At 68.8% G+C, this 18,704-nt stretch carries 10 protein-coding genes; 3 read left to right on the top strand and 7 right to left on the bottom strand.

Annotation, left to right across the window (positions count from 1 at the left end):
* The first annotated feature begins 59 nt into the window (after nt 1–59).
* Nucleotides 60–4,370 carry a hypothetical protein gene (locus Q5064_RS07910; RefSeq protein WP_302963657.1) on the top strand — a complete coding sequence of 1,437 codons (4,311 nt, stop codon included), beginning with the start codon at nt 60–62 and terminating at the stop codon, nt 4,368–4,370.
* A gap of 225 nt (nt 4,371–4,595) precedes the next feature.
* Here the strand turns inward: Q5064_RS07910 and Q5064_RS07905 are convergent, their stop codons facing one another.
* Nucleotides 4,596–4,844: a type II toxin-antitoxin system RelB/DinJ family antitoxin gene (locus Q5064_RS07905; protein WP_160325412.1), complete on the bottom strand. Its 249-nt coding sequence runs from the start codon at nt 4,842–4,844 to the stop codon at nt 4,596–4,598.
* A 230-nt stretch (nt 4,845–5,074) separates the two neighbouring features.
* Complete coding sequence (locus tag Q5064_RS07900) at nt 5,075–5,320, bottom strand: helix-turn-helix domain-containing protein (RefSeq protein WP_302963654.1); 246 nt, start codon at nt 5,318–5,320, stop codon at nt 5,075–5,077.
* Nucleotides 5,321–5,743: 423 nt separating this feature from the next.
* Here Q5064_RS07900 and Q5064_RS07895 point away from each other — a divergent pair, with 423 nt between their 5' ends.
* On the top strand, nt 5,744–5,878 hold the full coding sequence (locus Q5064_RS07895) for a hypothetical protein (protein WP_302963653.1): 135 nt from the start codon (nt 5,744–5,746) through the stop codon (nt 5,876–5,878).
* A gap of 178 nt (nt 5,879–6,056) precedes the next feature.
* Nucleotides 6,057–10,700 (top strand): hypothetical protein, encoded by a 4,644-nt coding sequence (locus Q5064_RS07890; protein ID WP_302963652.1) that lies wholly within the window; start codon nt 6,057–6,059, stop codon nt 10,698–10,700.
* Between the two features lie 186 nt (nt 10,701–10,886).
* Here the strand turns inward: Q5064_RS07890 and Q5064_RS07885 are convergent, their stop codons facing one another.
* The 5 genes from Q5064_RS07885 to Q5064_RS07865 form a co-directional block, all read right to left on the bottom strand.
* The gene (locus Q5064_RS07885) at nt 10,887–13,547 is read right to left on the bottom strand and encodes a valine--tRNA ligase (protein ID WP_302963651.1); all 2,661 of its coding nucleotides are present in this window, start codon (nt 13,545–13,547) and stop codon (nt 10,887–10,889) included.
* 120 nt (nt 13,548–13,667) lie between these two features.
* On the bottom strand, nt 13,668–15,071 hold the full coding sequence (gene clpX / locus Q5064_RS07880; RefSeq protein ID WP_302963650.1) for an ATP-dependent Clp protease ATP-binding subunit ClpX: 1,404 nt from the start codon (nt 15,069–15,071) through the stop codon (nt 13,668–13,670).
* Nucleotides 15,072–15,190: 119 nt separating this feature from the next.
* Entirely contained in the window at nt 15,191–15,823 is a 633-nt protein-coding gene (clpP, locus tag Q5064_RS07875; protein WP_117284827.1) for an ATP-dependent Clp endopeptidase proteolytic subunit ClpP, read from the bottom strand.
* Nucleotides 15,824–15,981: 158 nt separating this feature from the next.
* Nucleotides 15,982–17,406 (bottom strand): trigger factor, encoded by a 1,425-nt coding sequence (gene tig / locus Q5064_RS07870; protein WP_302963648.1) that lies wholly within the window; start codon nt 17,404–17,406, stop codon nt 15,982–15,984.
* Nucleotides 17,407–17,732: 326 nt separating this feature from the next.
* The gene (locus Q5064_RS07865) at nt 17,733–18,269 is read right to left on the bottom strand and encodes a hypothetical protein (RefSeq protein WP_302963645.1); all 537 of its coding nucleotides are present in this window, start codon (nt 18,267–18,269) and stop codon (nt 17,733–17,735) included.
* Nucleotides 18,270–18,704: the final 435 nt, after the last annotated feature.

The raw sequence follows: 18,704 nt of genomic DNA, 5'->3' as shown, positions 1-18,704 counted from the left end.
ACGTCGTTGCCCTCCAGACGAGCGCCCCCGACGCCGAGACCGAAAGCGCGGCCGACCTCGTGGCGCAGGCCCTCGCCAACGCGGGGCTTCCCCTCGCCGCCGCGCCCCTGGCCGACCCCTCCCCCGACGCGCAAGGCTGGGTCACCTGCGGCGACCTGCGCGTGAAGGGCGGGACCTACGGGGTCGATTTCGTATACACACCGGGCGACGTACAGTACAACGGCGCCAATTACGGCACATCGGATGTCGTGGAGGTGCTCACCTCCACTCCCCTCACCTTCTCAGACGCAGCCGACCACGGCAAGGACGCACCAGGTGCCACGGGTATTCAGGTGAACCCGGCCGTACATGCAGATATCACGCTCGCGAGCGTGCATATCGTCCACCTCATGCCCTTCAATCTCATGACCAATGCCAATCAGGACCGCGCCAACCCCACCGATCCCACTCGCTGCCATATCACTTTGGCCGACGGAAGCGACAACGTGCTTATGGCGCTCCAGGCAAATCGCTACAACGGCGCCGCCTTGCGCTGCGGAGAAGGTTCCGTTCTTGTTATCGATGATTCCGTGCGCAACACCACCGAACCCAACGGAAACGTCCACAATCAGCACAACGAGGTAGTTCCCGTCAACGGGTTCATCGGTCGCAGCGTCACGCTCTCAAACGGCCTGCATCTCTCCACCGGCGATCCTATTTCTCGCCTAGACAGCGAAAACCCGGGGCGCCTTTCAGTCCATGGCGGCTACACCGCCGCCGGCATCGGGGGCACCTGCGCTGAATCGGCTGGGGTGATGACCTTCAACGGCGGCATTATCGAGGCAGGTACCTCCCAACAGGGAGGTCCCGAGAGCGCAGCCGCCCAATACTGGACAGGCGCGGCCATTGGTGGAGGCAATTTCGGCGGAGGCACCGGCATGACTTTCAATAGCGGCCGCATCTACGCCGAAGCGCCTACCCACGGTGCGGCCATTGGCGCCGGCTGTCACGAGCCAGGTCAAAGGCATTGGGGGAATTGGTGGCCCGACGCATTTAACACCGCCGACTCCGATGATCGAGAGCTGGTGCATGCCACCGCCTCAGCTGGGGACATCACCATTAACGGCGGGTTCATCCATGCGGTTGCCGACTGCCACGGAAACGCATTCGGAGACGGCTGTGAAAACGCCCTCTGCTCGTCAGTCAACACGGGGCACGTGCTCCGCGTAACCGGAGGGACGCTGGTGCCCGACGCAAGCAAGACCACGCTACCCGACTGGTTCTTCGATCTAGGCCTTAACGGCGGCCACGCTATCATCACCGGAGGCTCGGTGCGCTGCGCGACGAGGGGAACCGACGCCAGCGGCAACGACGTCTACAGCTTCTCGGGCATCGGCGGCACCGCGTGGGGCAACGACGCCTGCCTGGCCGACGGCTACGACCCGAGCGACCCCGCCGACCCGAACAAGGTGTTCAAGGTGACCGTGAACCTCTCCTCCGAGATCGCGAAGCGCAACGCCGAGGCGGGCATCACCGACGACGACCTGAACGACGTCATCAAGACCTGGAGCCTCACCGTGGGCGGCCAGCCCTACGCCTACGGGGCGCCCACCACCTTCGACGAGGGCAAGCTGTACCTGTGGCTGCCCAAGAGCGCCATCGAAAAGGAGATCTCCGTCGAGCTGTCCTACATCGACAAGAACGGAACCGAGCAGAAGATCGAGCCCTTGTTCCGCGATCCCGGCACCGACCAGGGCGGCGACGTGCTGAAACGCTACATCGACTTCGAGCTGCCGGCCTCCTACCTCGACTCGCTCACCAAGCCCTACGACGGCCTCGGGTTCGAGACCTTCGACCTGGCCTCCCAGAAGCCGCCCCTCACCGGGCTCGTCACCGACAACAACGGCAACCGCGTCAGCGACGGCAAGGAGCTGACGGACGTGTCGAAGGTGACCTACAAGTACCAGCCCTACGACAAGCGCGGCGGCAGCCCCCTCGGTCCCGAGGTGACCTCGGACGCCGCCGGCAACCCCCTCACCTCCCTGTCGGCGGACGTGGGCGTCATGAAGTTCACCATGGACTCGTCCCAGTGGTCCGACACCGAGGGCTTCAAGGACAGCTACTGGGGCCACCGCGCCACCGGCTGGTGCGAGATCACCCCCGTTCCCTCGGCGGTGGCCTCGGTGAAGGCGGCGTGGGGCGACGGGTCGGAGGTGGCCGACCCGCAGGACCCGGCCAAGGTCCTCGACGTGGAGGTGGACGTGACGAGCGGCACCTTCGCCGACGGCACGCCCACGGCGGCCACGTGCAAGGCCCCCGAGGGCCGCGTGCAGCTGTACGTGGACGGGGAGCCGGCGGGAGAGCCGGTGGCCATCGTGCTGCCCGGGGCGGTGGACGACGAGGGGGCGCCCCTCACGCCGAACGCCCGCATCGTGAAGGACGCGGACGGGCGCGAGCACACGGTGGTGTCATGGTCGTTCCAGGCGGGCGATCTCATGGCGCCGGGCGCTCGCCATACGATCTCGGCGCGCTACCTGCCCCTGAAGAACTACCTGGCCAGCGACAACCCGGCCGAGGAGGACACCCCCAAAAGCGAGGTGGTCGTGGCCCCCGACCCCGCCATTGCGCCCGAGCCCGCGCTCTCGAAGAAGGCCGAGAACCTGACGCACCCGGACGGCCCCACCCAGCCCGGCGACCGCATCCGCTACACGGTGACGGCCACGAACGCGGCCAGGGGGTCGCTGTGGACGGACGTGGTGATATCCGACCCCCTGCCGTCGTGCCTGGAGCTCGACGAGGGCTCGGTGCGGCTCACGAACGCCTGGGAGGGGCTGGAAGGGCGGCCGCTCGCGCGGGCCGACGCGGCCGCCGCCGGCGACGTGGGGAAGTTCTCGCTCTCCGCGCCGGGCGCCGACGGCCGGCGGGTGCTCTCGGTGCCCGCGGGCGGCGTGGCCGAGGGATCCCCCGCCACCGTGACCTTCGAGTGCACGGTGCGCGGGGAGCTCGACTTCTCCGACCCGGCGGCCGTCGACCTCGAGAACATCGCCTCGGCGGAGGGCAAGCGCCCCAACCCCGACGACCCGGACGGCCCCGACGCGGGGCCGGTGGCGCCGCCCGACACGCCCCCGGCCACTCCCCCCGGCGGCGGCACCGTGGCCCCGGCCGACCCGGGCGCGGAGGACATCCGCATGTCCAAGGCGGCGGTGAACCTCACCCGGCCGGACGAGGGCGTCACGAGGATCGGCGACCGCCTGCGCTACACCGTCGCGCTGGAGAACGCGGGCGCGGCCGACAGCTGCCTCATGGGCGCCGTCATAAGCGACCCGCTGCCGGCGGGCATCGAGCCGGTGCCCGGCAGCATCCGATTGTCCGTGGACGGCGGCAAGGCCGTCGAGGTCCCCGACGCCGCCTACGACCGCGCGAGCCGCACCGTCGCCGTCGCGGCCGGCGACCTGTGGGGAGGCCACGCCGCGGTGCTGACCTTCGAGTGCGTCGTCGGCGAGGGGGCCCTGGGGGCCGACAACGCCAACGTCGCCTTCGCCTTCGGGGAGCTGCCCTCCGAGGGGCCGGCGCGCGACCCGTCCGCCCCGGGCGGCCCCGAGCCGGGCGAGCCCGCGGCGCCGCCCGCGGACGAGGACCCCAAGGGGCAGACGCCCCCGGCCTCGCCCGCGCCGGTCGTCCCCGACGACCCGGCCGAGGGCGACATCGCCGTCGAGAAGACCGCCGAGAACCTCTCGCGGGACGACGGCACCACCCGCGTGGGCGACACGGTGCGCTACACGGTGACGCTGCGCAACGGCGGCGCGGGCACCGGGTGGATGGACGTCGTGCTCAAGGACGAGGTGCCCGAGGGGCTTGAGCCCGTGACCGGCACCCTGAGGCTCGCCCTGCCCGACGGCACCGAGGCGGGCGTGTCCGATGCCGCCTACGACCCAGAGACCCGCGTGCTCGCCGTCGCCGTCGGCCACCTCTACGGCGGCCGGGAGGCCGTGCTCGTGTTCGACGCGCTCGTGACCGAGGGGGCCGTCGGCGCCGACATCGGCAACATCGGCGAGGCGCTCGGCACGCTCCCCTCCGACTGGGACCCCGGGGCCGAGGGGCCCGAGCCCGGCAGCCCCTTCGACCCGCCGGGGGGCTGGGACGCCTTCGAGGACGGCCGCCAGAAAGTGACGTCCGCGCCCGCCTACCCGCCCGGCGTCGATGCCTCCGGCGGCGTGCTGCCCGCCGACGACCCGGGCTCCCTGGCGGCCAAGAAGGTGGCCACCATCCGCCACAAGCTCGCCCAGACCGGCGACGCCCTCCTGGCCGCGGCGCTCCTCCCCGCGGCCTGCGCCCTGGCGGCCGGGGCGGCGCTCCTCGCCTCCCGCCGCCGCCAGCGCGCGGCGCGCTAGGGCGCAGTCCCGACACACAGAGGGGGCCCGGCAGCTTCAACGCCGCCGGACCCCGTGCCAACATCCCAACCTGATGCCAACGGTCTGGGCATCGGCCCTCAGCCGAGACCCAGGATCCTCGCCAAGCTGCGACCAACCGATTCCATATCCTCGTCAGCGAGAACGCCGATACACTCTCCCAGGAGAGCCTTCGACGCGTAGCCGCCATCCCGCAGCGTCCAAACCTCACCGCGCCTCATCGAGCACTCCCAAAGAAAGCGTGGTCGCGAAACGTGTTGCGTCGCGCTCCGTCTCGAAGGCCTCCACCACGGGGCGCGTTGTCCTCACTTCATAGGGAAAACCCCCGCAGTCGTTGAACGAGTAGATGAACATGCGAATTGCATCCGATGGCGTCGTGCCGAGTTGACGAGTCGTGGCCTTGAAGAGCTCATACTGCTCTGCGTCGATGCGGGTAGCCGCCTGCTTGAGTGCCATGGCACACCTCCTTGCATTTCGCTTATTGTACTCCATTCTACCTATGAGGTGCAAAACGTTAACTTTTTGCACCTCACCTTAAACAGTGCAATGAGCACATCGACAACGTGGGAGGCTTCTCGCTCTCCGCGGCCGGCCAGGGCACAGTCCCGGCACGCACGGGGGCCCGGCAGCTTCGCGCCGCCGGGCCCCGCCGTTCGTGGAACTCCTACCCCAAAAAGCCGCGGCGCTCACCTCTCGAACGCGACGACGTCGATGCCCAGGGCCGTCGCGAAGGCGAGGACCTTGTCGATTCCCACCGTGCCGCGGCCGCGCTCGATTTCCCCCACCAGCCGCGGGCTGAATCCCAGCGCGTCCGCGAGCTCTACCTGGGTATAGCCAAGCCTCTTGCGACGGTCCCGGAGCGCGGCTCCCAACGCGGCCCCTTCTGTCACGCGCACTCCCCGGGCCATGATCTGATCGCGGCTTATGTCCATGATGCCCCGTTTCTTACGTATAGGTACTAACTTTGTCGAGATTCATAATATCATACCTATACGTAAGAAATTTAAGAAGGCCATCCCCCATCAACTTTACACCGTCCCGCCCGAGGCGCTAGACACCCTGTTGGAGACATGGTATAAATAGCAAAGTTTTTGGGCTGGCCGCAAGGCCCTGGTCCACCCAAGGGCGGGGACTTTTTCCCCGCCTTTTCCATTTCTCGGGAGAACATCACGCGAAAGCCGCGTATCTCCGCAGGCGATGCGGGCGACTCGGCCCACCTCCAACCCCGACCGTAGCGCTCAGGGTTGCGGAAAACGGGCCGAAGGGGTATATTCGGCCACGGTATGCTGACAGGTCGGCAACGGTTCAGCGCACCTGAGGGGCGCGGGCCGACCTGCGAGAGAAGGAGAAAGACCATGAGAGCGAAGCGGCAGCGACCGCTCCTGAGCCTCGGCCTGGCGGCCGCGCTCGCCTGCGGGATGATGCCCGCGGCGGCCCTCGCAGAGCCGGAAGGCCAGGGCATGGAGACCCCCCCCCATCGAGTTTTCTGAGCCGATAGGCGACATCCTCTCCTCCGTCGCCCCGGCCCGCAGCGCCGACCGAAGCCAGTACGGGCTCACCGTAACGGGCGGCACCCCGGGCACCGACTTCTACTTCGTCACCGAGAACTACGACCGTCCCGCCCGATCGGGCACGAACAAGCTCACCGACACGCTCCACAAGCTCGTCGTGTGCGGCAACGCCGCCATCACCGTCAGCAACGACAACCCCTCGACAGCTGCCGACGCCACGATATGGATCGCTCCGGGCACTCAGGCCCGGGTGATCCTGGACAACGTCAACATCCAATCCCCCATCCCCGTCACCATCGAGCGCAACCGCGACGCCGGGGGCAACACCGTCTCGCCCCAGACCTCGCTCTGGCTCACCCTCGCGAAGGGGTCGGAGAACACCTTAACCGCGACACTCGACCGACGCGCGCCGGCCATCCACTGCGGCGAGGGCACCACGCTCGTCATCGACGACGACGTGCCGAACCTCGATATCAGCGGCAACGCCATCGCCATGGATCCGAAGAGCTATCCCGGCCGCATCCCCGCGGGCACCACCTTCAAGGGAGCCGACGGGAAGACCTACACGGCGGGAAGCACCCCGGGCGGCGACCGCCTGGGCCTCTTGGAGAGCAGCAACCCCGGATCCCTTACCGCCACAGGCGGCATTCTTTCCTCGGCCATCGGCGGCGGAGTGCACGAGAACGCCGGGCGCATGATCTTCAACGGCGGCGACATCAAGGCAACTGCGCAGAACAACAACGTCAACCAGGGCATGGGCGCGGGCATCGGCGGCGGCCACGGGAGCTGCGGCACCTACATGGAGTTCAACGGCGGGCGCGTGGAGGCCAAAGCGTCCTTCCACGGCGCGGGCATCGGAGGTGGCGCCTGGGCCTGGTCCCAAATCTATCCCGACACCGAAAGCTATATGTTCGCCGACGCGCTGGACTGCGGCATCCCCTCGACAACGGATGGCAGCGGCAGTAACGACGCGGCGCGCACCCAGGCGGGGGATATCTACATCAATGGCGGCACGATCATCCCCAGGGCCGATGCCCACGGGAACGCCCTCGGCCAGGGCTGCGTGTCCAACAACGTAGGGCACGAGATCGTCATCGCGGGCGGCACCGTTCTCCCGGACACCTCCGCGCCCCATATCGGAAACGGCAACCCCTACGCCATCGGCGCGAACCAGGGCAATGTCGCCGTGGTGGGAGGATCTATCCGCATCGGAACCGTCGACCGGGGCAACGGCGTTGTGAGCAACGAGAAATACCAGGCCCTCATCAACGGGGCCATGAGCTACGACTCCGCCTACGGAGCCTATCCCTACGACCCTTCGTCGACGAGCAACCCCATCGTGAAGATGGTGGCCATCGACCTCATGGCCGAGCTCGAGAAGACCGGCAGCGCCGGGGACAACCCCATCATCGACTGGGATCTCAAGGTGGGCGGCGTGAGCTACCCCTACGGCGCACCGGCCCGGTTCACCGACGGCAAGCTGTACCTGTGGCTCCCCGAGGAGGCCATGAAGCAGCAGATCTCGGTCACGCTCACCTACGAGGACGAGGACGGCAACGTGCGCGAGGTGCTGCCCCTCTTCCGCGAGCCCGAGCAATCCGGCGACCTTTTGAAGCGCTTCCTCGACTTCCAGATCACCGACGAGGCGTACCTGAAGTCGCTGACGAAGTACCACGACGGCACGCCGCTGCCCGCCTACGACCTGTCGGCGCCCGGCCACGCCATCACCACGCCCGCCCCCGACAACAAGGTGCTGAACAAGGTGACCGACGAGGCCGGCAACCAGCTGGTGAAGTACTACTACCAGCCCTTCGACAAGGTGCCCGACGGCGGGGACGAACCGGTGCCCACCGGCCCCGAGACGAGCGAGACCGTCGACGACGGCTCGGGCCATCAGGTAACGCGGCTCCCCTCCAACGCCGGCGCCGTGAAGCTGACCATGGTGTCGAAGCAGTACTCGGACGAGAACAGCTCCGACGCCGACATCGTGGAGTTCTCGAAGAGCTACTGGGGGCACCGGGCCTTCCTCTGGGGCGAGATCATGCCCATCGCCTCCCAGGTGCGCGACGTGGCGGCCGAGTGGGTCGACGAGGCGGACGCGGGCCAGAGGCCGGGCGGCAACGCCCACGACTCCGACCATGCGCTCAAGGTGAGTGCCGTCATCGAGCGCTCGTCCACGGTGGACGGGAGGCCGGGCAGCGAGGCCACCAAGCCCACCGCGGCCTCGCCCGAGGGCCGCGTGCAGCTGTACGTGGACGGCGAACCGGTGGGCGTGCCCATCGAGCTGCGCTTCGAGGACGGGAAGGACGCCGACGGGAAGGTCATCATGGGAGCCGACGGCAAGCCCGCCTTCCCCAAGAACGCGGAGCGCGGCGGCAACGACGCGGACGGCCACTGGACGAGCTTCTCCTACACGTTCAAGCCCTCGGAGACCGACTACCTGGTACCCGGCGTGGGAGTGGAGGGGCGCCACGAGGTGTCGCTGCGCTTCCTGCCTCCCTCGGACAGCCAGAAGAAGGCCGGCGCCCCGGCCAACTACCTTGCGAGCGCCGCACCCGACGAGGACGGCACCGTACCGCGGGTGGAGGTGGCCATCGAGCCCATCGACCCGAACCCCACGGTGACGCCCCAGCCCGACCCGGACCGCACCGACCCCGACGCGCCCGAACCCGAGGTGTCGACGGGGCCCGGGAAGCCCGCCGACCCGAACGCCGACCCGGGAAAGCCCGGCGACAAGGTGTTCCGCGGCGAGATCGTCACCACCTGGGGCGAGCCGAGCGATACCGACCCGCACCCGGGCCGCGTGCTGCTGAAGGTGACCACGCCCTCCTCCGGCAAGGTAAGCGTGACCGATGCCGAGGGCAACGTGTTCGAGGCCGACTTCCTGCGCGGCGAGGACGGCGAGCCGGTGCGGGCCGAGGACGGCTCCTACACCCTCGTGCTCGACCCGACGGCCGTGGGCCGCGGGCAGCTCACCTTCAAGCAGGAGCCCAACGGCGCCTACACGGGCAGCACCTGGATCTACGGCGTGACGGTGAGACCCCAGCCCAAGATCGCGCCCGCGCCCGCCCTCTCGAAGGAGGCAGAGAACCTCACGCACCCGGACGGCCCCACGCAGCCCGGCGACCGCATCCGCTACACGGTGACGGCCTCGAACGGCGCGGCGGGGTCCCTCTGGACCGGCGTGGTGATATCCGACCCGCTGCCGGCGTGCCTGGACCTGGACGAGCGCTCGGTGCGCCTGAGCAACCCGCGGGACGGCATCGCCGACACGGCGCTCGTGCGGGCCGACGCGGCCGCCGCCGGCGACGTGGGGAAGTTCTCGCTCTCGGCGCCCGGCGCCGACGGCCGGCAGGTGCTCTCGGCCCCCGCCGGGGACGTGGCCGGCGGCGCGTCGGCCACGCTCACCTTCGAGTGCACGGTGCGCGACGACGCGGCGGCGCCCGGCGCGGGCGCGGCCGATCTGGGCAACGTGGCCTCGGCTACGGGCAAGCGCCCCAACCCCGACGACCCGGACGGCCCCGACGTAGGCCCGGTGGCGCCGCCCGACACCGACCCGGCGACGCCTCCCGGCGGCGGCACGGTGGCCCCGGCCGACCCGCGCCCGGAGGCGTCCAAGGCCGTGGAGAACCTCTCCGACCCCGATGCGAGGGTCACGCACCTGGGCGATGTGCTGCGCTACACCGTGGAGCTGCGCAACGACGGCCCGGCGAACAGCTGCCTCATGGGCGCCGTCGTGAGCGACCCGCTGCCGGCGGGCATCGAGCCGGTGCCCGGAACCATCCGCCTGGCCGTGGACGGCGGGAAGGCCGTCGAGGTTCCCGACGCCGCCTACGACGCGGCGAGCCGCACCATCGCCGTCTCAGTCGGCGACCTGTGGGGCGGGCATGCCGCCGTGCTCACCTTCGACGCCGTGGTCGGCGAGGGGGCCCTGGGGGCCGACGCCGCCAACGTCGCCCACGTCCATGGCAAGGTGCCCTCCGAGAGCCCGGACGCGCGGCCCCAGGGCCCCGAGCCCGGCGAGCCGGCCGAGCCGCCCGCGGGCGAGCCTGTCGCGTCCACCCCGCCCGCCTCGCCCGCGCCGGTCGTCCCCGACGACCCGGCCGAGGGCGACGTGTCCATAGAGAAGGCCGCCGAGAACCTCACGCGGGGCGACGGGACCACCCGCGTGGGCGACACGGTGCGCTACACCGTGGCCCTGCGCAACGGGGGGCCGGCCACCGGCTGGATGGACGCCGTCATCCGCGACGACGTGCCCCGCGGCCTGGAACCCCTGGCCGGCACGATCCGCCTCGCGCTGCCCGACGGCTCCACCGTGGCCGTGGACGATACGGCCTACGACCCCGCGACGCGCATCCTCGCCGTGGCCGCGGGCCAGCTCTACGGCGGCCAGGAGATCGTCCTCGCCTTCGACGCCCTCGTGACCGCCGACGCGCTCGACGCCGACATCGGCAACGTGGCCGTCGGCTACGGGACGCCGCCGAGCGCGTGGGATCCCGACGGCCCCCATCCCGCACCCGGCGAGCCCTTCTCCCCCGACGGGGGCTGGGACGCCTTCGAGGAGGGCCGTCAGAAGGTGGCGAGCGCTCCCGCCTACCCGCCCGGCGCGGATGCCTCGGGCGGCGTGCTGCCCGAGGAGCGGCCCGGCGACGCCTCCGGGAAGGCGACGGCCACCATCCGCCACAAGCTCGCCCAAACCGGCGACACGCTGCTGGCCGCGGCGATGCTGCCCGTGGCGGCCGCCCTGGCCGCAGGAGCGGCGCTCCTCGCCTCCCGCCGCCGCCAGCGCGCGGCCCGCTAGGGCGCAGTCCCCGGCACGCACGGGGGCCCGGCAGCTTCGCGCCGCCGGGCCCCTCTTCCGTTCTCTGCGAGACCGCCCCAACCGGAGCGGCCGACCCTTCCCTTCCTTTTCCCTTCCCTACGCAAAAAAGGCCGCCCGAGGGCGGCCTTTCAGCTGATAGGAAATGAGAACCGTAAGAGCCCGCAGCTACCCGAGCTCGGCCAGCTGGGCCTCGATGCGGGCGAGCTTGTCGGTGAGGTCGGCCAGCTTCGCCTTGTCCTTCTCCACGATCTCGGGCGCGGCCTTCGCCAGAAAGCCCGGGTTCGAGAGCTTCTTCTCGAACTTCGCGGCGTCCTTGGCCACGCTGTCGCGCTCCTTTGCGAGGCGGGCGCGCTCGGCCTCGAAGTCCACGTGGCCCGCGAGCACGATGTACACCTCGAGCCCCGCGCCGAGCACCACGGCGCTCTCGGCGGGCTTGGAGGCCTCCACGGCCACGTCGAACTCCTCCACGTTCGCGAGCTGCGCCACGAGGTGCGCCTGGGCCAGCAGCAGCGCCGCGTCGGCCTCGTTAGACACCTTCACGGCCACGGGTAGCGCCACCTTCGGCGAGATGCCGTAGCGCGAGCGGGTGCTCCGGATGGCGCCCACCACCTCGCACACCATGGCGATGGCGCGCTCGGACTCCTCGTCGACAAAGCGGCTAAGCTCGGCCGCATCGGGCCACGGCGCCACGATGAGCATGGGCGCGCCGCCCTCTTCCCGGGGCATCTCGCCGTAGACCTCCTCGGTGATGAACGGCATGATGGGATGCAGAAGGCGCAGGATCTGCCCCAGCACGAACACCAGGTTGCGCTGGCAGGCCGCGCGGTCGGCCGGATCGGCGTCGGCGGCCAGGCGCGCCTTGGAGAACTCGATGTACCAGTCGCAGAACTCGTTCCACACGAAGCTGTACAGCTCGCGGGTGATCTCGCCGAACTCGAAGTTGTCGTAGGCCGCGTCCACCGCCGCCACCACCTTCGCCAGACGCGAGAAGATCCAGCGGTCGGCGGGGGTCACGGGCTCGGGCGCGCCGGGCTCGTAGCCCTCGAGGTTCATGAGCACGAAGCGGCTCGCGTTCTTCACCTTGTTCGCGAAGTTGCGGGAGCTTTCCAGCTTCGCCTCGTTGAAGCGCATGTCCTGGGCGCCCGTCACCTGCATAAGCAGGCCGAAGCGCATGCCGTCGGCGCCGTAGTCCTCCATGAGGCGCAGCGGGTCCACGCCGTTGCCGCGGCTCTTCGACATGGGCTTGCCGTCGGCGGCCATCACCGTGGGATGGATGATGACGTCCTCGAAGGGAATGGTGTCGTCGCAGCAGTACATGGAGGCCATCACCATGCGCGCCACCCACAGGCCCATGATGTCGCGGGCCGTGGAGAGCACCTGGGTCGGGTAGGCCGTGCGCATCTGGGGCGCGTCCATGCCCTCCTCCGTCCAGCCCATGGTGGCGAAGGGCCACAGCTGGCTGGAGAACCACGTGTCCAGCACGTCGTCGTCCTGGCGCACGGGATGGCCGCACACGGGGCACACCTCCACCTCGTCCACCGAGGCGTCCTCCCAGCCGCACTCGTCGCAGTAGTACATGGGGATGCGGTGGCCCCACCACAGCTGGCGCGAGATGCACCAGTCCTTCAGGTTCGCGAGCCAGTCGAGGTACACCTGCTTCCAGCGGGCCGGGTGGAACTGGATGGAGCCGTCCTCCACCACGCGGGCCGCGGGCTCCTTCAGGCCGTCCACGGCCACGAACCACTGCTCGGACTCCCAGGGCTCCAGCTTGGTGTGGCAGCGGTAGCAGGTCATGACCGAGTGGTCGTGGTCCTCCACGTGATCGAGCAGCCCCAGCTCCTCGAAGGCGGCCACGATGGCCTCGCGGGCCTCGTCGCGGTCCATCCCCGAGAACTTCCCGTAGCCTTCCACCACGTGCGCCGTCTCGTCGAAGATGTTGATGCGGGGCAGTCCCGCCTTCTCCCCCATCGCCCAGTCGTTGGGGTCGTGGGAGGGGGTCACCTTCACGCAGCCGGTGCCGAACTCGGTGTCCACGTGCCAGTCGGCGAAGATGGGGATCTCGCGATCCACGAGCGGCAGCTTCACCGTGCGCCCGATGAGGCGGGCGAAGCGCTCGTCCTTGGGATTCACGGCCACACCGGTGTCCCCCAGCATGGTCTCGGGGCGCGTGGTGGCCACGACCAGGTACTCAAGGTCGCCGTCGGGCTCGGTGAGCGGGTAGCGCAGGTACCACAGATGCCCCGCCTCGTCCACGTACTCAGCCTCGTCGTCGGCGATGGCCGTGGTGCAGTGCGGGCACCAATTCACGATGCGCTTGCCGCGGTAGATGAGGTCGTTCTTGTACCAGTCGACGAACAGTTTCCGCACGGCGCGCACGTAGGCGGGCTCCAGCGTGAAGTGCTCGTCGGAGTAGTCGCAGGAGCAGCCCATGCCCTTGATCTGGTTCACGATGGTGGTGCCGTACTCCTCGCGCCACTTGTAGCACTCCTCGATGAAGGCCTCGCGGCCGATCTCCAGACGGCTGATACCCTGGTCGGCCAGGCGCTTGTCCACCTTGGTCTGGGTGGAGATGCCCGCGTGGTCGGTGCCGATGATCCAGCGGGTCTGGAAGCCGCGCATGCGGGCGCGGCGGATGCAGGCGTCCTGGATGGTGTCGTTGAGGGCATGGCCCATGTGCAGCACGCCGGTGATGTTCGGCGGCGGGATGACGATGGTGTAGGACTCGTCGGCGTGCTCGCCGAAGCCCGGCGTGCGCTGGAAGTAGCCGGCGTCCTTCCACGCCTCGAAGATGGGCCGCTCCATGGCGGCGTAGTCGGTCTGGGTCATCTTCATCCCTTCTCTGCTTGGCTCTGCTTGAACGCTCGTCGCGCGGGTACGCGGGTCACGTGGGGTGCGGGTCGCGCGGGTGCGCGGGACGGCGCCGCCCGGAAGGCGGCACCGGGTGTCTTAGGCGGAAAGCGGCGCGGCCTCCACGTTGGCGCGCGGCTTGATGACGGGGCGCGTCTCGCCGGTGATGTCGCTCGCCCGCACGGTCACCTGGGAGGCACCGCCGAACTCGGGCAGGTCGTACATCACGTCCATCAGCACGCGCTCGCAGATGGAGCGCAGGCCACGGGCGCCGGTGCCGTGCTCCACGGCCTCGTGCGCGATGGCGGTGAGCGCCGCGTCGTCGAAGGAAAGCCGGCAGTCCTCGAACTCGAACATGCGCGTGTACTGCTTCACGAGCGCGTTCTTCGGCTCCACGAGGATGCGCACGAGGTCTTCCTCGGACAGCTCGTTCAACGACGTGATGACCGGGATACGGCCCACGAACTCGGGGATCATGCCGTACTTGTTCAGGTCCTCCGGCAGCACCTGGCGCAGAAGCTCGGCCTCGGTCTCCTTCTTGGAGGCGGCTAGCTCGCTCGCGAAGCCGAGGGAGGTGGTGCCCACGCGCTGGGCCACGATGTCGGCCAGGCCCACGAAGGCGCCGCCCAGGATGAACAGGATGTTCGTCGTGTCGATGGGAATGAGCTCCTGCTGGGGGTGCTTGCGGCCGCCCTGGGGCGGCACGGAGGCCTCGCAGCCCTCGACGATCTTCAGAAGCGCCTGCTGCACGCCCTCGCCGGACACGTCGCGGGTGATGGAGAGGTTCTCGGCCTTGCGGGCGATCTTGTCGATCTCGTCGATGTAGATGATGCCGATCTCGACGCGCGGCACCTCAAAGTCGGCCGCGGTGATGAGCTTCAACAGGATGTTCTCCACGTCCTCGCCGACGTAGCCCGCCTCGGTGAGCGTGGTGGCGTCCGCGATGGCGAAGGGCACCTTCAGCGTGCGGGCGAGCGTCTGGGCCAAAAGCGTCTTGCCCGAGCCGGTGGGGCCGATGAGCATGATGTTGCTCTTGGCCAGCTCCACGTCGCCCTCGGCGGCCGCCGCGCCCATGGAGATGCGCTTGTAGTGGTTGTACACGGCCACCGACAGCGCGCGCTTGGCCTCTTCCTGGCCCACCACGTGCTCCGACAGGCGCGCGTACAGCTCGTGCGGCGTGGGCAGGTCGCCCAGCACCTCGGCCGGCGAGGGGGCGTCATCGTCGACGGGGCTCTCCTCGCGGAGCATCTCGGCCTCGGGCGGATTGCCCCAGCGGCCCCAGCCCCCGCCGAAGCGGCCGTCGTCGGCCGGCTCGAACTCCTGGGCCATGGTATAGCCCATGTCGCGCATCATGGCGTCGGCGCACACCGAGATGCACTCGTCGCAGATGTAGATGCCGTTGGGGCCGGAGATCATGGCGTTCACCTGGTCGCCGGTCTTGCCGCAGAAGGCGCAGCTGTAGTCGCCCCGGTGCGGATCGTAGGGATGTTGGCGGTTGTTCATGGCTTCCTTCGGGGTTGGTCGTTCTCGTTCGTTGCGAAAGGCGCAGGCGGGCGCCGGACGATGCTCGGGATCGCCCGGCGCCCGCGGATGCCATCAGCGGCTGCGGCTGCCCTGAGGGGCTACTCGCCCTTCTTCTGGCCGGGCATGGCGCCGTGGTGGTAGATGATCTCGTCCACGAGGCCGTACTCCTTGGCCTCCTCGGCGGTCATGTAGTTGTCGCGCTCGGTATCCAGCTGGATGCGCTCGATGGACTGGCCGGTGTTCTCGGACAGGATCTTGTTCAGGCGCTTGCGGGTCTTCAGCATGAAATCGGCCACGATGGCGATTTCCGTCTGCTGGCCCTGGGCGCCGCCCAGAGGCTGGTGGATGAGCACCATGGAGTTCGGCAGCACGAAGCGCTTGCCCTTGGTGCCCGACGACAGCAGCACGGCGGCCATGGAGGCGCACTCGCCGATGCAGATGGTGGACACGTCGCACTTGATGAAGTTCATCGTGTCCAGGATGCCGAGGCCCGCCGTGACCGAGCCGCCCGGGGAGTTGATGTACAGCGAGATGTCCTTGTCCGGGTCGGTGGCCTCCAGGTGCAGCAGCTGCGCCACCACGGAGTTTGCCACATGGTCGTCGATCTGCTCGCCGAGGAAGATGATGCGGTCGTTCAGCAGGCGGCTGTAGATGTCGTAGCTGCGCTCGCCGCGGGGCGACTGCTCGATGACGTAGGGGATGAGCGCGTTGCTCGCACGTTCGATGCCCATGGGATGCCTCTCTTTCGCAAATAGGGCCGCGCTCAGGCGGCCTGCTCTTCGTTCGGAATCATATTGCTATACATCCGTTCGCAATGCAAGTGAAACGGGGAAATGAACAGAAAGGGCGGGGTCTCCCCCGCCCTGGTCGGTCGATCGGTGGCGCGGGCCTACTCGGCGGCCTCGGCGTCGTCCTTCTTGGCGGCCTTCTTCGCGGGCGCCTTCTTGGCGGCGGTCTTCTTGGCCGGCTTCTTCTCGGCCTTCTTCTCGGCCGCGGCCTGGGCGGCGAAGTCCACCTCGGTCACCTTGGCGTTCTCCATGAGGTTCTCGATGGCCTTCTGGCGCAGCAGACCCGTGCGGATGAGGTGCAGACGGCCCGCGTCGCGCCACTCCTGCTCCAGCGCCGCGGGATCCTCCACGCCGGTCTTGGCGAACTCGGCGGAGATGTCCTCGTCGGTGACCTCCATGCCGGCGTGACGGGCCCACGCCTCAAGGGCGAGCTCCTCCTTCACGTGGTCGGCAGCCTGGGCCTTCAGGTCGGCCTTGAACTGGTCGGAGGTGATGTTCTGGCTGGCCAGGTAGGCGTCGAAGGTCATGCCGGCCTGCTGCAGCTGGCCGAAGAAGTCCTGCAGAAGCGAGGTCTCGGCCTCGGCGGCCATGGCCTCGGGAACCTCGGTATCCACGCGCTCAAGCAGCTTCGTCATGATGGCGTTCTCCTTGATGCGCGGCATCATGGCGCCCTTCTGCATGTTCAGCGACTCGGCGATGCGCTCGCGCATGTCGGCCACGCTCTCGAAGCCCATGGTCTCCTTGGCCCACTCGTCGGTGACCTCGGGGGCGGCCTTCTTCTTCACCACGGTGCAGGTGACCTCGAAGTTCACGGGCTTGCCGGCCTGGTCGGCCAGGAGCACGGCGGTCTCGTCGGCGGGCACCTCCAGGGTGAACTCCTTGGTCTGGCCCTTCTTCATGCCCATGATCTCCTCGTCGAAGGCCTCGGAGAGCATGCCGGTGCCCGGCCCGTACAGGCGCGACTCGCTCGAGATGGCGGCGATGTCGTTGCCGTCGGCGTCGGTGGCCTTGATGGCCAGCTCGGCGTAGTTCTCCGGCTTCATCTTCGTGGCCGCCGAAGCGTCCTCGAAGGTGGTGTAGTGCTCGGCCATGGCGGACACCTGGTCGTCGATCTCGGCCTCGGTGGCCTCGGCGAAGGGCAGCTCCACCTCCACGGCGTCGTAGTTGGCCAGCTCCACCTGCGGGCGCAGGTCGATGGTGAACGCGAAGGTGTAGGGCTTGCCGGACTCGACGAGCTCGGTCTCCTCCATGGCGGGGCCGGACACCGGCGAGAGGCCCTCGGCGTCGATGGCGGCGGCCCAGGCGCTGTTCAGCACCTCGTCGGTGACGGTGGCGCGCACGGCCTCGGCGCCGAGCGCGTTGTCGATGACCGGGCGCGGGGCCTTGCCGCGGCGGAAGCCCGGGAAGTTGTACTTGCGGGCGAAGTCCTTGTAGGTCTTGGCGATGCGGCCGTCGATATCGGCGGCATCCACGGTCACGGTGACTTTGACCTTGTTGCCCTCAAGGGACTCAACGTTAGTTTCCACGAATAATTCCTCCATCGTTTCCAGACACGGCGCGGGCGTTGCGGTCCGCGCAGACACTTCCTCGGCGATCCGCCAGGCGGAGCCACCGCGGAAGCGCACGGTTCGCTATTATGCCACAACCCCACCCGAGTGGCTACAACTCCCCCGCACCCGGACACAAAAAAGAGACGCGGGAGATTCCCGCGCCTCTTCCATTGACGTATTTCCTGGCCCGTGTGCTATTCGACCGCCCGGGTCCTCTCGAGCACGCCGGAGGCACCCGCGGCCCAGCGCTTCGAGATCATCCCGCAGCGCCTAGGGGCCATGCGCCGTGCGTGCTGCCTCCTCTAGGCCTCGGTCTTGCCGGAGCGCACCACGTAGCAGATGGTGAAGTAGCCGGCCGCGCCGCCCGCGCAGGCGCACACGACGCCCTTGAGCAGCATCATGCCGGTCATCGACAGCGGCAGGGGCACAAGCGTGCAGATGAAGGCGCCCACGCCCATGAGCACGACAGTGGCCACGATGGTGGTCACGAGCAGGGCCGGGGCGTAGCTTGCGGGCACGAGCGATGCGCCTCCGCCCAGACTCGGCACATCGGGGGTTGCGAACACGTGCTTGCGCACATCCATGCGGGTGAGCGGCACCACGATGACGAACAGCAAAATGCCGAGCAGCACGCCGGTGAGCGCCAGGTCGTGGAAGATGTCCGCCTCCCCGAACATCGCCGTCGGCTCCCCCATGTGGATAAGATAGAAGATAACCGCGTTGATGATGCCGTTAATGACGCCGTAGCCGATGATGCACTTGTTCAGCAGATAGGAGTTGAACGGCTTCGCGGGGCGCGTCGGCACCGCCGCACCTGGAGCTGCCGCTGTCTTTGCCATGACTTTTCCTTTCCTCGCAGGCGATACGCTTGAGAAGCGCACGAGCACCGCAAGTAACGCGCCCCGGGAGCATCGGGACGACACACCCCGAATGTGCCGGGGCGACCCGTCCCGTCCACGCTGGGGCGGCCCGCTCCACATGCACTGGGGCGGCCCGTTCTATATGCACTGGGACAACCCGTCCCGCCCGTACCGGGACAGCCTGTCACGAGCACATTGGAGCGGATCGTTCCGCGCGCCCTGAGCACCGGCGCTCGACGGCTCCATTATGGGAGGTGGGAAAAGGCGTCAGGGCTTGCGGCGACGGCCGTTACAGAAGAGTGGGCGTCGAGGAACCTTTGCCTCCACCTCGATGCCAAACGGCAACGGGAGCGTTGCCGTTTCGTTCGCAGCTTCGTTCGCAGCTTCGTTCGCGGCCCCGCCTCTCCCCGCCCC

This window comes from uncultured Adlercreutzia sp., from assembly GCF_958431955.1.
In the GTDB taxonomy this organism is placed as follows: Bacteria; Actinomycetota; Coriobacteriia; order Coriobacteriales; family Eggerthellaceae; genus Adlercreutzia.
This window is presented reverse-complemented; position numbering and strand designations above follow the sequence as displayed.

Excerpts from the sequence above, each read along its gene's own strand:
- Q5064_RS07905 (WP_160325412.1), bottom strand. The coding sequence starts at position 4,844 with ATGGCACTCAAGCAGGCGGCTACCCGCATCGACGCAGAGCAGTATGAG.
- Q5064_RS07900 (WP_302963654.1), bottom strand. The coding sequence starts at position 5,320 with ATGGACATAAGCCGCGATCAGATCATGGCCCGGGGAGTGCGCGTGACA.
- Q5064_RS07895 (WP_302963653.1), top strand. The coding sequence starts at position 5,744 with ATGAGAGCGAAGCGGCAGCGACCGCTCCTGAGCCTCGGCCTGGCGGCC.
- Q5064_RS07885 (WP_302963651.1), bottom strand. The coding sequence starts at position 13,547 with ATGACCCAGACCGACTACGCCGCCATGGAGCGGCCCATCTTCGAGGCG.
- clpX (WP_302963650.1), bottom strand. The coding sequence starts at position 15,071 with ATGAACAACCGCCAACATCCCTACGATCCGCACCGGGGCGACTACAGC.
- clpP (WP_117284827.1), bottom strand. The coding sequence starts at position 15,823 with ATGGGCATCGAACGTGCGAGCAACGCGCTCATCCCCTACGTCATCGAG.
- Q5064_RS07865 (WP_302963645.1), bottom strand. The coding sequence starts at position 18,269 with ATGGCAAAGACAGCGGCAGCTCCAGGTGCGGCGGTGCCGACGCGCCCC.